Raw genomic sequence first — 14190 nt, forward strand, 5'->3', positions numbered from 1 at the left:
CTGCGTCCATCAGGTTGCGGATTGCGTCTTCGCCGAGTTCCTTCGAGGAATCTTCGAGAGCTGCAAGAGCCGAACCCTTAACGATTGGCACTTCGTCGCCTGGGAAGTCGTACTTCGACAGAAGTTCGCGAACTTCGAGTTCTACGAGTTCGAGAAGTTCAGCATCGTCAACCTGATCGCACTTGTTCAGGAACACGACGATCGCAGGAACGCCAACCTGACGAGCGAGCAGGATGTGCTCACGGGTCTGTGGCATCGGGCCGTCAGCTGCCGAAACAACCAGGATCGCGCCGTCCATCTGTGCAGCGCCGGTGATCATGTTCTTAACATAGTCAGCGTGGCCTGGGCAGTCGACGTGTGCGTAGTGACGGTTTGCAGTTTCATATTCAACGTGAGCCGTCGAAATGGTGATACCGCGAGCGCGTTCTTCTGGTGCAGCATCGATCTGGTCGTATGCCTTGAATTCACCGAAGAACTTGGTGATCGCTGCCGTCAGCGAGGTCTTGCCATGGTCAACGTGACCAATGGTGCCGATGTTTACGTGGGGCTTATTACGTTCAAACTTGCTCTTTGCCATCGCCGTTGTTCTCTTTGTTCTAGAACCGCTCGAGCGCCCGCATAGAAACCAATCAGATTTCCAGGCCGACATTTATGCCAAAACGGAACGGCGAACCGCCCGTCGATGATTCCTTACACGCCTATCCGCTCTTGAAAATCTGGAGCGGGTAACGGGAATCGAACCCGTGTATTCAGCTTGGAAGGCTGCTGCTCTACCATTGAGCTATACCCGCGCACTCTAAACTCTAATCCGACAGTGGTGGAGGAAGTTGGATTTGAACCAACGTAGGCTTAGCCAACGGATTTACAGTCCGTCCCCTTTAACCGCTCGGGCATTCCTCCTAATATCACTATCAGCAGAGTCGAGTAACTAGGCATTTTTCACAGAGTTTCCGGTTGGCGCTGGGCCCGCCGTCGTTCTGTGAGCGGGCTTATGCCGATATGCGTCGCTCCTGTCAACAGGGTAAAAGTGAAAAGAATGCAGAACATTCCACAGCTTGGACAGATCACCTCGCCCTCAGCCCCCGAGAACCGCGCGAAACCGGGATTTGACGCCTATAAAGAGATATAAATTCTCACATTAAATAAAATCGAGCACGCTATCTTCCATGTTGTGGACAGGGTATAAGCGCCGCATGAATGATAAAAACTCACCCCGTACCCCTAAAGATTCTCATTATGCGCGCCTGCGTCGCGAACATCGTGACCATAAGGCAGCCGCAGAAGGCAAAGCACCGCACAGGCCTCAACGAGCGCCTATTCCGGCCGGTCGAGTTGCGGATGGAACCGTACGCCTTTATGGCCTGCATACGGTTCGCGCAGCTGTAGAGAATTCCGCACGCACGATTTTGCGTATGCGTGCGACTCGCAATGGCTTTGCGCGCCTTGAAATTGGCGAAGCAGAGAGCCTCCCCTTCCCAGTCGAAATCGTCGAACCTAAAGAGATCGACAAAGAGACTGGTTCGGATGCCGTCCATCAGGGCGTCATGATCGAAGCAGAACCGCTTCGTCATAAAAAGTTGTCGGAATTGAAAGATAGCCCGCTTTTGCTGGTGCTGGATCAAGTTACCGATCCACACAATGTGGGTGCTATCATCCGCTCGGCAGTGGCTTTTGGTGCAGGAGCAATCATTACCACGAGCCGTCACAGCCCTCAAGAAAGTGGTGTTCTGGCAAAGGCTGCCTCGGGTGCGCTCGAACTGATTCCTCATATTGAGGTTCGCAACCTTGCAGAAGCGATCGAAGAACTTCATTCGCTCGGTTTCATGACCATCGGCCTTGATTCGGAAGGTCCGCTTGAAATGGAAGCGACACTTGAGGGTGGTCGTGTTGCACTCGTTCTTGGCGCAGAAGGCAAAGGTCTTCGTCAGAAGACCCGCGAAACGGTGACTGCACTGGCACGTCTCGATATGCCGGGCGAAATCAAATCGCTTAACGTCTCCAATGCTGCAGCAATTTCGCTCTATGCTGCGGAACGTTATCTGCGTGCGCGCACCGGTTCTTAAAAGCGATTCAAGTTTTTATCTGGAGCGTTTCATGCGCTCCAGATGATTTGAAGAATAGGACACACGGATTTAGGCCGTGGCGATGTAAGTCCGAATATCCTCTGCTTCGCGTTCCACATCCTCAATGCGACGCTTAACTACGTCACCGATTGAGATGATTCCAGCAAGCTTGCCATTTTCTTCCACCGGCATATGACGGAACCGATTGCGGGTCATGATTTCCATCACCTGATTCACAGTGTGATGTTCCCGACAAACCTGTACCTTTGTAGTCATAAACTCAGACACAAGCCGGTCGGCGATCTTTTCTTGCATAGACGCGATAGCACGCACCACGTCACGTTCAGAAAAAATGCCCTTTATCCGACCTGCTTCATCACAGACGACCAAAGCACCGATTTTGTGTTGAGCTAAGACAGCAACAGCATGAGAAAGCGTTTCCTCAGGGCCTATAACAACAACATCCCTGCCCTTTGTCTCGAGAATCGATCTAACAGTCATGCCAAAGTCCCTCCCAAGGTTCAGCAATCCAATCTGCAGGATCGCTGCATGATTCTAACGCAACTCCTCCAGCTGCGTTCCAATAATGGTGCGCTTTGATTAGCCGCTTTGCAAGCAGACTAAATTGGGAGACCTAAGCTCAGCGCCTAATCACAGCGTCGTAGCTTCGGGGCTTATCAAGCAGTGAAATCCCGAAAAAGCCTGCGATGAAGCCACCAATATGGGCTTCCCATGCAATTCCCGATAAGTCAGCGCCGCCTGTAGAATAAAGACCTGTGAAAATATTGATCAGAAACCAGATACCCACGAAGGTCAGCACAGGCTTAAGTGTGAGCGTGAGACCAATAGGCAGCACCGGCCCTGCAAATTCCGACCTGCGCCCAAAGCCGACACGGCGGAACCCGTAACGCGCTGCAGCCCCCATCATGCCGGAGATTGCGCCGGAAGCACCAACGAGTGGCGTTACGCTTTCGGGATAGATCGCATAATGCGTGAGGCCCGCAATCACCGACGTTAGAATCCAGAAAATAATCATTCGACCAGTACCGATACGGCCCGCGAGCGGAGAACCGAAAGCCGCAAACCAGATCATATTGACCGCAATATGCGCAAAACCGCCATGCATGAAAGAGTAACTGATGAGCGTGAAAAGTGCGGACGGATCGGTAAAGCCACCAGCAAGTGAGAACCGCGCGGGAATCAAAGCAAAGTTCAGCATGAACTCATAGTTCTGCTGCTCACTGATAAAGTAATTTTGATAGATATAGACGCCAGCGCAGATCGCCATTAGCGCAAGAATGACGCTCGGTATGTTGAATATTGGTTCGCTGCCGCCCGAACGTCTCGAATCGTTGGAGTTTCCGCGCATTTCAGGCTGAGGCGTGCTCATCGATTGCCACTTTCCGTCTGCGAAAGACCTGTCGCGCTGATCGCTCTTGGCGGTCGCGCTCATCTGGATATGGATTCTTGATAAGTGACAATTCGTTAAAAATAAAGGCCGCCGGAGTATCCCGTACGGCCTTGTCGCAAATGTCTGACTTTTGCGAGACAGAATCTGGAGATCAGAAAAAAGCCAACCAAGACAATGGCTTCAACTGACAACCCATCAAACTGCTATAAAAGAACTTTTGCAACTATTACTTCTTGTTAACCTTAACAACCACCCCTAGTGGATGAAGAAAGGGTTCAGCTGGCGCCCTCGCCGTTAATACTATTTTAATGCGCTGACCAACGGGCACTGCCCGAAATCAGGATAAAACGGCAAGCAGCGCATAATGAAAAACCGCAGCACGATCGCAATTTTTAGCGAATGGCAGCGACTGGCTTTAAGTCAGGGTAACGCGCTCCATGCGCCGCAGCGCGAACTGATCCAGCCTCGCAAGCTCGTACGGCATTTGTCGGATCTGTTCATTCTTGAAGAAGATGAAACGGGGGACCTGATGTTCCGCCTCGCGGGCACACGCGTTTGTGCCCTGTTCGGTCGCGAACTTAAAGCCACTCGGTTCCTGTCACTCTGGCCTGAACGCAATCGCTCTGCCCTTAACGAACTTGCCAGAAACATTGATTCTCTCTTGGTCCCGGCTTTGAGCCAGAATGACGGCATTAGTCTCTCAGGACGTAGTCTGGCCTTTGAGATGTTGCTGGCACCGCTCGAAAGAGGCGAAGGCGGAAGAATCAATCTCCTTGGCAGCATCGTTGTTCTTAGTGACGTCGCATGGGCCGGTGCCGATCCGCTGGTCTTGGGCCATCTTAACAGTGTTGAACCGCTTGCACCCGATCTAATCATTGAGCAGGAGGTCCGCAAACCTTCCGTGATGACAGTCAATGTAGCAAACAGCACACGCCACTGGGGTACGCCGGTTCCTGCGCACAATATGCCAGCTCTCCGGGTCATCAACGGCGGCAAAGCCTGACTGGAAACATTTAAGGTCAGTAATATAAAGGTAAACGCGCACTAAGGTTACGGATTGGCAAACCGCATTTTTGGGAAATTTGGGCATCAAAAGGCCATAAAACCCTCTAAAATGGTCTTAAACGCGCCATTTCTGAACAAAACATTGCTGAGTTCCGCGCAGTTTTATTCAAATTAGATTCGCATTTTCGCGTCTGAGTTTCCTACCCCTCAAAGTCTTGCACGCATTCTTGTTTCCAACAGGGAGACAAAAAGAATGACGAAGCAAACAATCATCGCAGCAATCCTGCTGTTACTGGGTACGGCTTTTGCGCAAGCAGCGAATCCAGCATCCAAGTCGCACTGGATGCCAACTGGTGAGCGTACATCTCAGCCGATCGGCCATTATGAATTTTGCGAGCGCCATGACACAGAGTGCAAGATCACCAGCGCTAACAGCGCGCCGCTGACGCTCAATCAGAAAGTTTGGCAGGAAATCATCGCGGTTAACGCCAGCGTCAATGAACGAATCGCACCACGCACCGATATGGACGTCTGGGGCCGCGAGGAATATTGGGAATACCCAACCACGGCTGGCGATTGCGATGATTATATGCTGCTCAAGCGCCGCGAGCTTATTGCTCTCGGTATCCCAGTCAATACGCTCCTGATGACAGTCGTTCGTCAGGCAAACGGCGAAGGTCATGCGGTTCTGACGGTACGCACAGATCGCGGCGACTTCATTCTCGACAATCTCGATCAGCGTGTGCGCCTTTGGAACGAAACCGACTACACCTATCTTAAGCGCCAATCGACGACCAACACTGGCACCTGGTTCTCTATCAAGGATGGCCGCGAAACCTTCGTCAGCAGCATCCGCAACTGATTTTCATCAAGTATCACATTAAAAAGGGACGGGTCGTCGTTCCCCATCCCTTTTTATATTTTATCAGATTCTGCTTATGCCGGTTCCAGACCACGCATGAAAGATTGGCCTTTCTCGACGTAATGCTTGGCTGACAACTTCAGCTTTTCGACAGCGGCAACATCAAGCTCGCGAATAACGCGCGCTGGCGAGCCGACAATTAGCGAATTATCCGGAAACTCCTTGCCTTCTGTCACCAGCGCGCCCGCGCCTATGAGGCAATTGTTCCCGATTTTCGCACCGTTGAGCAAAATGGCCCCCATGCCGATCAAACTATTATCGCCAATTGTGCAACCGTGAAGAATCGCGCGATGGCCAATCGTGCAGCCCTCCCCAATGCTGAGCGGAAACCCAATATCCGTATGCATGATGGTGTGTTCTTGCACATTGGTGTTCGCACCAACCGAGATCATCTCATTATCGCCGCGCAGAACCGCTCCAAACCAAAAGCCGACATTCTCGCCAACGAGAATTTTACCAATCAGCGTTGCATCCGGTGCGATCCAGTTACTGGCCCGGTCGGCAAATTCAGGTTTGTGACCATTATACGCATAGATCGGCATGAGCTTTCCTCCATCACAAATTCTTCGAACAACATGCGCTAATTATCATGGGAACGGAATGCGGCTTTCAGGCAATAGAGTGTTGCCGCTAGGAAGATGATACCTGCGAGCACTTTGAAACCAACAATTGTCGAGAAGAATCCCCAGTCATCCGGCCAGTAATAGGTGCTGCGAAGCCTCCCCATCTGCGATGAAACCGCCATTTTTCCTGTGGTTACGTTATTAAAAGCACTACGAAGCAAAAAGAACGACACCAGTCCCCCGAGCACTGTACTGGCCCAAAGCGAACCCGACGAAAATTTTCGCATTTCAGATTGCGGTCGATTTTCAGGATCCGGCTTAATATCGCGCGTTTTACGATTGCGGATATTAAGCCAGATAGGCAGCTGTTTATCTCTGTCGTCTTGCGCCATGATCAATCGCAGATTTCATAGCCGCTGCTTTCAGCTTCCACGGCTGCCTTGATCCAGAAGAAGACATTGCCTTCACCTTGAAGCTTGCCCTGACAAAGAGCGACGACATTTCCCTGTCCCGCAGGAGCCTTAGCGGCACAGGATGCCTTCCAGCTGGCAAAACGTTCAATGGAACCATCAACAATCTCAGGAAAACCAAAATAGATCTTGCTCATTTTCTGGGCCAGTTCGGGACAGGTACCGTCATCGTCAATCGCCTGCGCTTGCGCTTGCGCAGAGGAAGCCACAAGGCCCATACATAGGGCTGCGGCAGTACCCAAAACATGGCGCGCAAATGAATCAATCATGATTTCTCCCACCTTCCTCAATCAGCGCCAACTTTTGTAGAGAACGCTCCTCGGACCATCAAGCCAATAAAAAACGCCCTCTCTGCAAAGCAGAAAGGGCGTTCTGGTTCATCAATCAAGACGGATCTTAAAGATCGACGTCAAGAATAGCCATCGAGAAGTTGTAGGAAAGTTCGCCTTCGTCTTCGTCCTTATAGACGAGACCCAGGAACTCATCATCCAGATATACCTCAGCGGAATCGTCCTTGCGCGGACGCGCCTTCACCTGAAGGCCCGGATTGTTGAAAGTCCGCTTGAAATATGCGTCGAGTTTCTTGAGTTCTTCGGGTTTCAACCGGCTTCTCCTGATATTGAATTGAGGCCGGTTTAATGCACCCGGCATTGTTTGATGTAAAGCACTAACGCATGAGCGGCTCAGCGCATACACCGTTAGTTTGGATGACTGTTTGTCGATATAGTCCGCGCTGATGAAAAGACCAGACGCGGCAGATCGTTACGATTTATGGGAACTATGCCGGGCTAAATACCTTCGCCGTACATGTGCTCACCAAAGGCTGCTTCGCCCAGCGTCTGGTCCATAACGCGCGATGGCTCGGAACAGCCGCTTTCCCCGACAACCTTTGCTGGCACACCAGCAACTGTCGCATTATTCGGCACAGGTTTCAGTACGACAGAACCAGCTGCAATTTTTGAGCAATTTCCAACTTCGATATTGCCGAGAATTTTCGCACCCGCTCCGATCAGCACACCATGGCGAATCTTAGGGTGACGATCACCACTGGCCTTGCCCGTACCGCCCAGCGTTACGCCATGCAGAATCGAAACATTGTCTTCAATGACAGCCGTTTCGCCCACCACAAGCCCGGTCGCATGGTCAAGGAACAACCCACTGCCAAACTTTGCAGCAGGATGAATATCAGTCTGGAAGATCGAAGACGAACGGCTTTGCAGGTAATAAGCAAAATCCTTACGACCTTCTTTATAAAGCCAATGAGCCAGACGATGCGTCTGGATGGCATGAAAACCCTTCAGATAAAGAATTGGGTCCATAAAACGGCTGTAAGCCGGATCGCGGTCATACACGGCCTGTATATCGACGCGCACTATATGCGACCATTCCGGATTGGCTTCAAACATCGCATCAAAAGTCTGACGCAGGATATCCGCGCTCAGATCCGCATGACCAAGACGTTCGGCAATGCGATGCATCACTGCATCTTCGAGCGTCGATTGATTGAGGATCGTCGCATACAGAAACGTTCCAAGCACGGGATCGTTCTTGGCCGCTTCCTCCGCTTCAGCGCGAATGGAATGCCAGATCGGATCAACCTGCCCCAACGAAGGGGACAATTTTGCGTTCGAACGAACGGACATCATGCATACTCCAATTTTGCTCATTGCAGACAATTGAACACTCCCGTTGCCCATAAAGCCTGCATTGCAATGCGAGTTCGGCAGACAACATATCTCAAAATGCCGTGCCTTTACACCGCATAAATCTTATCGCTGTCGTTAGCGTATCGCGCCCGAACTCAGAGAGGGTTTTCTTCGAGAAAGGCCAGAACACCTTTCTTATAAACCTTGTCACCCACCGCCAACATGTGGTCACGGTCAGGAATATCGAGCGCACGGCCATTTGGCAGCATATCTGCCAACTCTTGAGCGCTCCCTGCAATATCGTCTGTCGTACCCACCGCTACAAGGACCGGCTGCATGATGCGCGCAATTGCCTCGGCAGAAACCAGTTCCTTGGATGTAATGACACAAGCCGCGAGCGCAATTCGATCACTCTTGGTCTGGTCGGCAAATTTGCGGAACATCATCCCGCGCGGATGCGTGATGGTCGATGGATCTTCTGCAAGAAGTGCTTCACCAATTGGCTCCCAGTCGCCCGCGCCCGTCACCATGCCGATGCCAAGACCGCCAAACACGGTGCTATGAACACGTTCGGGGTGCTCGATTGCCAGAAACGCAGTGATGCGCGCGCCCATCGAATATCCCATGACATGCGCTTTTTCGATGCCAAGATGATCGAGCAGAGCCGCGGCATCACCCGCCATGGCGCTCGGTGTGTAATCCGCTGCTTCATGGCTCTTTGCAGAAAAGCCGTGGCCACGATCATCGATGGCGATCACGCGATAACCTGCTTCAGTCAAAGTGCGAAACCAACCCGGCGACACCCAATTGACGAGGCTTGACGAGGCAAAGCCGTGAATGAGCAGGATCGGATCGCCCTCTCCGTCCTGACGATACGCAAGACGCAGACCATCATGTTCGAAATATTCGATATCGAGCGCGCTCAATTTTGTATTCCTTTTGAATTTCAGAATGCGGGATTTTTGACAGGCTTAACTGCGACACTCACCACAAATGGCCTTGTGGATCGCACTGTCACCACGCTTGATACCGGTTCGTTTAACAGTCCCGGCCAGAAGTTCAACCACATAAGCCGCAGGCCCTTGCGAAGAAATGATGGCCTCGGAGAACGGTTCTGCATTTTCATGGATCGCCGACACATGGCCGGTATCGTCAAGAAAAACCATATCCAGCGGCGAAGGCGTGTTCTGCATCCACATCATCACGCTCCGCATTTCGCCAAAAACAAAGAGCATCGCGCGGTCTTTCGGAAAATCGGTTCGCCACATCAGACCACGCATACGCGCTTCATCTGTAGCAGCAATCTCCAACCCGAATGAAACCTTGCCCTTTGAGGTAACGAAGGTCAGCGGTTCTTTATCCAAAGGCAATAGCATTGGCTTGGTTTCCTGCGCATGGGCAGAAACAGCAAAAAATAGAAAAGCGAATGCGAAAAGAATCCGGCCCATACCCTGCTCTCGTGCTGCGCGTTCGTGCCAATTGCGCTGTCACGGGCGCTCACGAATGGTGCGATTGAGCCGCGAAGATAACAACGAGGTTGTAGTACGGCAAGACTAAGTCGCCAGCATCACCCGGTTGTTACAGAATATGAAATGGGAGTTCGATCATCTCCAGCAAAAGTGCGAAACGTTTTTGCGCTGGATGATGCATTAAGCGAAGAGATAGAGTGATTCTATGAGCTTTGGTGGGCTGCTCAATGAGAAACCGGAATCGCCGTGCCAATATCTGGATGGATTTCCGCAGCCATGAGGCCCTTGTCTCCGTTGCCGAAACGGATCAGAACGACTTGACCGGGGCGCAGTTCCATCATGCCGAAGCGACGAAGCGTTTCCATATGAATGAAAATATCTTCTGTGCCCTCACCGCGCGTCAGAAAGCCGAAGCCCTTGGTGCGGTTGAACCACTTCACAATCACGCGCTCCAGCCCGCTTGATGGCGTAACCGTTACATGCGTGCGCTGTGGCGCCATCTGAGCCGGATGAACTGCTGTAGACGTATCCATGGAAAGAACGCGGAAGCACTGCATACCACGATCGCCATTGCGCACTTCACAAACGATACGCGCGCCTTCGAGCGCTGTTTGAAAGCCATCGCGGCGAAGCGATGTGACATGAAGGAGAATATCGGAAAGCCCAGGCTGGTCGGGCACGATGAAACCGTACCCCTTTGCAACGTCGAACCACTTGATGTGGCCGGACACTTCAATAAGTTCGCCTAGCTCTTCTGAGGAGGCCTGACTGCGAAACTGGTCATCCGACACAGATTTGTCCGCCATGCGCTCGTCCCTCCTCTGTTGTTCCGTTGCGATTCTGTCCTGATTCTTGCCCAAAGAATAACACTTCCTTAACCGGAGGCGGCAAGCCTAAACTTTTGCTGTCATGAAGATGATCACAGGCTTTGTGCTCTCAGCGTTAATTTGCCAATTTCTAAAATTGAAAATTGCCGTATCAAGCACCTCGTCGAAAACATATGGCAGCATGGCAATTCGACAACTTGTTTACTTGCGTTTTCACGTAAGCCGCCTATCCACGAAATTGCTCTTTCAAGCCGTGCATTGGAAACCGGACGGCAGGATACGAAAAGCTGAACCATTCTTTGGGGAAAGCGTTAAATCCTACAACCGGCAAACATGCGAACCAGGAGAAGACTATGCGTTATCTGCACACGATGGTTAGAATTCGCGACATTGATGAATCGCTCGATTTTTACGTGAACAAGTTTGGCCTTGAAGAAATTCGCCGGACTGAAAATGAGAAAGGTCGCTTTACGCTCATCTTCCTTGCCGCGCCATCAGACAAGGATAAGGCCAAGGCAGAACGCGCTCCAGAGTTGGAACTGACCTATAACTGGGACCCGGAAACCTATACCGGTGGCCGTAACTTCGGCCATCTCGCTTATGCGGTCGATAATATCTATGAGACTTGCCAGAATCTGAAAGACGCTGGCGTCACAATCAACCGTCCACCACGCGACGGCCACATGGCTTTCATCAAGTCACCCGACGGCATTTCCATCGAACTGATCCAGAAGGGTGAGCGCCTCGCTCCGCAGGAGCCATGGGCTTCGGCCGAAAACATCGGCAGCTGGTAATCAAGAAAAAGGCCCGGTCTCTCGACCGGGCCTTTTCATTAAAACTGTTAGGCTTATTCGGTGCCTTGAATGGCTGCGAGCAACCAGTCGCCACCATCAACGCGGGTGAACGTCCAGACTTCGACGCTTTCAACCGGCTCATCAGGGTTGCCTTCAACGACTGCACCTGTATTGCGATCAAGCATAACATCGATAGCCGAGTAGCGGATGGCGACAGTGGCATAGTCAACATTGCCTTCACGCCATGCTTCGGAAACATCGCCCTGAAGCAGCTTCACGTCCTTGACTTCATTACGCATACCGCTTGAAGCGATCTCGCCTAGTTCTTCAGCCAAGTAAGACATGGCTTCCGGTGTTGCGAGCTTGCGCAGTGCTGCATAATCCTCACGACCATAAGCGGTCTGGATTTCAGAAAGCATCTGCTCAAAACGATCAAGCTCTTCCTGCCCCACATCCATTGGCTCTTCTTCAACAACGGGCGCAGCTGGAGCTTCTGCCTGCTTGTTGGCAAACGGATTAACCGAAGGCGTGCGGCTTGCAGTATTTGACTGCGGTGCGGCAGTCTTTGCAGAACCAAAAACCTGTGCAGCATTAAAAGGCTGAGCACCGGCGTTGCCTGCACCCGCTGCTGCCGTCTGACGACGATTTGCAATCATGCGCATGACGAACATCGCGATCAGCGCAATGACAGCGACCTGCAACAGAAGGCCTAACATGCCGGCCATACCGCCAAGGCCATTACCCAGCAACATGCCGATCAGACCACCAACAAGGAGACCACCGAGCATCGAACGGCCGAAATTGCCAAACATGCCGCCGGAACGAGCTGCAGCTGCATTCTGTGGGCCTGCCGCTGCACCCGGACGATTGGTCTGGGTTGCACCTGTATTTGGCGTCATCGAACGTTCCATAGGCGCTGCATTGTTTGGTGCAGTGCGTGTCGGTGCAGGCGCCTGATATGTACGTGCACCACGGCTACCAAAACCGCCCCCGCCAGCACGGCGAGCCTCGGCGAAATCAACAGCGGCAAAAGAGGCTATAAGCCCAAGGACCATTGCAGCGGTCAGTTTGGTCAGGCGGTTTCCGGAACCCGGCATAAGTATCTCCCAATAGAGTAATCACAGAATATTTTAGTCCGTGATTATATGGGAATTCGCTCCCCGTTTTCACAAGAGCGTGAAGACAAAAAAGTTGAGAAAATTCAAATAGGCACAGCTGCATCCAGAATCTGTATCTGAGGAGTGACTGAACCGTTCCAGTGATTGAGCGACAGATTCCCAACAATATGGACACTCTGACCGATATTATTAAACAAAAACCGCCCCAGATCGCCTTCAGCAACGCGGAAGGCGATCGCGTTGACGCGTTTGCCATCTGCGCCACGCAGAGCAACACGCACATGATCGCGTCCCACTAAACGCACATCCGCCAATATATGATGCGGAAGTGCAAGCACCGGCTGTGGATGCGCAGAGCCGAAAGGACCAGCTTTCTGCAACGATTCATAAAGCGAAACAGTCGCGCCCGAAGCAGCAACCGCCCCGTCAATCGAAAGACTCTGATTTTCACGAAGCCTTGCGACCGTATCAGCCGATTCTTCCTCAAGATATGCACGAAGCGCACCAAGCTTGCCGCGCTCAATGGTAATACCAGCTGCCATGGCGTGACCACCGCCCTTTACCAGCAACCCGCGCTCCATCGCACCGCGAACCAGTTTGCCAAGATCAAGTCCGGAAATAGAACGCCCCGACCCCGAGCCAATGCCATTCGCATTAAATGAAATCGCAAAGGCAGGCCGACGCGCCTTTTCTTTGAGCCGCGATGCCAGCAATCCGACGATACCCGGATGCCAGCGATCACTTGCCGTCACAATCACCGATGCACCTGCACCGCCTGAAAGCTCAAGTGAAGCTTCCGCTTCGGCCTCAATCAGCATTTCGGCTTCCATAGCCTGTCGCTCCTGATTGAGTCGGTCGAGTTCTGCCGCAATTGGATCAGCAGCGGTTGAATCGTCCAGTGTAAGCAACCGAGCGCCCAGCCCTGCATCACCAATACGTCCCCCGGCATTGATACGTGGGCCGATCAGATAGCCAAGATGGAAAACATTGAGCGGCTCGCCAATGCGCGAAACCCGGCCAAGTGCTGCCAGTCCCGCATTGCTCTGGCTACGCGCAACCAGCAGTCCCTTCACGACAAAGGCGCGATTGACACCTTTCAGCGGAACCACGTCGCAAACTGTCGCAAGTGCCACCAAATCGAGCAGCGAGAGAAGGTCCGGCCCAGGCCCCTTGCCACGTTCGCGCAAAACTTTTGTCACCTGAACAAGCGTCAGAAAAACAACGCCCGCGGCGCACAGATGCTCCTGCTGTGAAATATCGTCTTCGCGGTTCGGGTTGACAATGGCCACCGCATCATCCGGTAGATCACCGCCTACCTGATGGTGGTCGATAACCACGACATCGGCACCAGCTTCTTTTGCAGCCGTAATCGACGGCGCGCTGTTGGTGCCGCAATCAACCGTCACGATTAACGAGGCACCCTTTGCGACCAGTTCACGCATGGCATCGGGGTTCGGGCCATATCCTTCAAAGATACGATCCGGAATATAGATTGAATGCGTGATACCATAATGTTTCAAAAACCGCGCCATGAGGGCGGATGAACATGCACCGTCAACGTCATAGTCGCCGAAAATAGCAACCGTCTCGCGCCGCATAATAGCGTCGGCGATGCGGTTTGCGGCTTTATCCATATCGGTCAGCATGGCTGGATCTGGCATCAGGTTGCGCAGGCTCGGATCGATAAACTCCGGCGCGCCTTCTACAGAAACCCCGCGCCCTGCAAGCACGCGCGATACCAGATCGGAAATGCCATGATGCTGCGCGATTGCGAGCGCCGTATTGGCCTCACGCGGGCCGAGCCGATCCATCCATTTCTGGCCAGTGACAGATTTACGGATGCCAAGAAAAAAGCGTTCTGTTGTCATGGTTTCTTAAAGACACAAAAGGCGACATTTTTGC

At 52.3% G+C, this 14190-nt stretch carries 17 protein-coding genes and 2 tRNA genes; 4 read left to right on the forward strand and 15 right to left on the reverse strand.

From position 1 onward, the window contains the following. The 3 genes from ABWV94_RS10290 to ABWV94_RS10300 all read right to left on the reverse strand — a co-directional run. On the reverse strand, positions 1-577 hold a 577-nt coding region (locus tag ABWV94_RS10290), incomplete at its 3' end, for a GTP-binding protein (RefSeq protein WP_353413562.1). Positions 578-717: 140 nt separating this feature from the next. Beyond that, positions 718-791: transfer RNA gene (locus tag ABWV94_RS10295), tRNA-Gly, on the reverse strand. 24 nt (positions 792-815) lie between these two features. Beyond that, positions 816-900 (reverse strand) — tRNA-Tyr (locus ABWV94_RS10300). 293 nt (positions 901-1193) lie between these two features. Between ABWV94_RS10300 and rlmB the strand changes: the two genes are divergently transcribed. Further along, positions 1194-2063, forward strand: coding sequence for a 23S rRNA (guanosine(2251)-2'-O)-methyltransferase RlmB (rlmB, locus tag ABWV94_RS10305; protein ID WP_353413564.1), 870 nt, complete (start codon positions 1194-1196; stop codon positions 2061-2063). Between the two features lie 69 nt (positions 2064-2132). Here rlmB and ABWV94_RS10310 read toward each other — a convergent pair whose 3' ends face one another. Next, positions 2133-2564, reverse strand: a complete 432-nt coding sequence (locus tag ABWV94_RS10310) for a CBS domain-containing protein (protein WP_007875447.1) — start codon at positions 2562-2564, stop codon at positions 2133-2135. A gap of 139 nt (positions 2565-2703) precedes the next feature. Next, complete coding sequence (locus ABWV94_RS10315) at positions 2704-3453, reverse strand: rhomboid family intramembrane serine protease (RefSeq protein ID WP_112812566.1); 750 nt, start codon at positions 3451-3453, stop codon at positions 2704-2706. Positions 3454-3838: 385 nt separating this feature from the next. On the opposite strand from ABWV94_RS10315, the gene ABWV94_RS10320 reads away from it, so the two are divergent. Further along, the gene (locus ABWV94_RS10320; protein WP_113498118.1) at positions 3839-4477 is read left to right on the forward strand and encodes a PAS domain-containing protein; all 639 of its coding nucleotides are present in this window, start codon (positions 3839-3841) and stop codon (positions 4475-4477) included. Positions 4478-4732: 255 nt separating this feature from the next. Beyond that, the gene (locus ABWV94_RS10325) at positions 4733-5341 is read left to right on the forward strand and encodes a transglutaminase-like cysteine peptidase (protein ID WP_079211988.1); all 609 of its coding nucleotides are present in this window, start codon (positions 4733-4735) and stop codon (positions 5339-5341) included. 74 nt (positions 5342-5415) lie between these two features. Here the strand turns inward: ABWV94_RS10325 and ABWV94_RS10330 are convergent, their stop codons facing one another. The 8 genes from ABWV94_RS10330 to ABWV94_RS10365 all read right to left on the reverse strand — a co-directional run bounded on the left by ABWV94_RS10330 (position 5416) and on the right by ABWV94_RS10365 (position 10355). Further along, positions 5416-5943, reverse strand: a complete 528-nt coding sequence (locus tag ABWV94_RS10330) for a gamma carbonic anhydrase family protein (protein ID WP_079211989.1) — start codon at positions 5941-5943, stop codon at positions 5416-5418. 38 nt (positions 5944-5981) lie between these two features. Then, positions 5982-6356, reverse strand: a complete 375-nt coding sequence (locus tag ABWV94_RS10335) for a hypothetical protein (protein ID WP_079211990.1) — start codon at positions 6354-6356, stop codon at positions 5982-5984. Between the two features lie 2 nt (positions 6357-6358). After that, positions 6359-6703: a hypothetical protein gene (locus ABWV94_RS10340; RefSeq protein ID WP_079211991.1), complete on the reverse strand. Its 345-nt coding sequence runs from the start codon at positions 6701-6703 to the stop codon at positions 6359-6361. A gap of 127 nt (positions 6704-6830) precedes the next feature. Next, the gene (locus ABWV94_RS10345) at positions 6831-7037 is read right to left on the reverse strand and encodes a DUF3126 family protein (protein WP_007875463.1); all 207 of its coding nucleotides are present in this window, start codon (positions 7035-7037) and stop codon (positions 6831-6833) included. Positions 7038-7222: 185 nt separating this feature from the next. Next, the gene (cysE, locus tag ABWV94_RS10350) at positions 7223-8077 is read right to left on the reverse strand and encodes a serine O-acetyltransferase (protein ID WP_007875465.1); all 855 of its coding nucleotides are present in this window, start codon (positions 8075-8077) and stop codon (positions 7223-7225) included. A 158-nt stretch (positions 8078-8235) separates the two neighbouring features. Continuing rightward, entirely contained in the window at positions 8236-9006 is a 771-nt protein-coding gene (locus ABWV94_RS10355; protein ID WP_353413568.1) for an alpha/beta fold hydrolase, read from the reverse strand. Positions 9007-9051: 45 nt separating this feature from the next. Next, positions 9052-9528: a DUF192 domain-containing protein gene (locus ABWV94_RS10360; RefSeq protein ID WP_007875473.1), complete on the reverse strand. Its 477-nt coding sequence runs from the start codon at positions 9526-9528 to the stop codon at positions 9052-9054. A 245-nt stretch (positions 9529-9773) separates the two neighbouring features. After that, on the reverse strand, positions 9774-10355 hold the full coding sequence (locus tag ABWV94_RS10365; protein WP_007875475.1) for a cold-shock protein: 582 nt from the start codon (positions 10353-10355) through the stop codon (positions 9774-9776). A gap of 374 nt (positions 10356-10729) precedes the next feature. On the opposite strand from ABWV94_RS10365, the gene gloA reads away from it, so the two are divergent. Next, on the forward strand, positions 10730-11170 hold the full coding sequence (gene gloA / locus ABWV94_RS10370) for a lactoylglutathione lyase (RefSeq protein ID WP_079211993.1): 441 nt from the start codon (positions 10730-10732) through the stop codon (positions 11168-11170). A 53-nt stretch (positions 11171-11223) separates the two neighbouring features. Here gloA and ABWV94_RS10375 read toward each other — a convergent pair whose 3' ends face one another. Both ABWV94_RS10375 and recJ read right to left on the reverse strand, forming a co-directional pair. After that, positions 11224-12267 (reverse strand): Tim44 domain-containing protein, encoded by a 1044-nt coding sequence (locus tag ABWV94_RS10375; protein WP_113498113.1) that lies wholly within the window; start codon positions 12265-12267, stop codon positions 11224-11226. Positions 12268-12371: 104 nt separating this feature from the next. Then, the gene (recJ, locus tag ABWV94_RS10380) at positions 12372-14156 is read right to left on the reverse strand and encodes a single-stranded-DNA-specific exonuclease RecJ (protein WP_312469230.1); all 1785 of its coding nucleotides are present in this window, start codon (positions 14154-14156) and stop codon (positions 12372-12374) included. Positions 14157-14190: the final 34 nt, after the last annotated feature.

The sequence above is a fragment of the Brucella sp. NBRC 12953 genome, assembly GCF_040369775.1.
GTDB classification, from domain to species: domain Bacteria; phylum Pseudomonadota; class Alphaproteobacteria; order Rhizobiales; family Rhizobiaceae; genus Brucella; species Brucella pseudogrignonensis.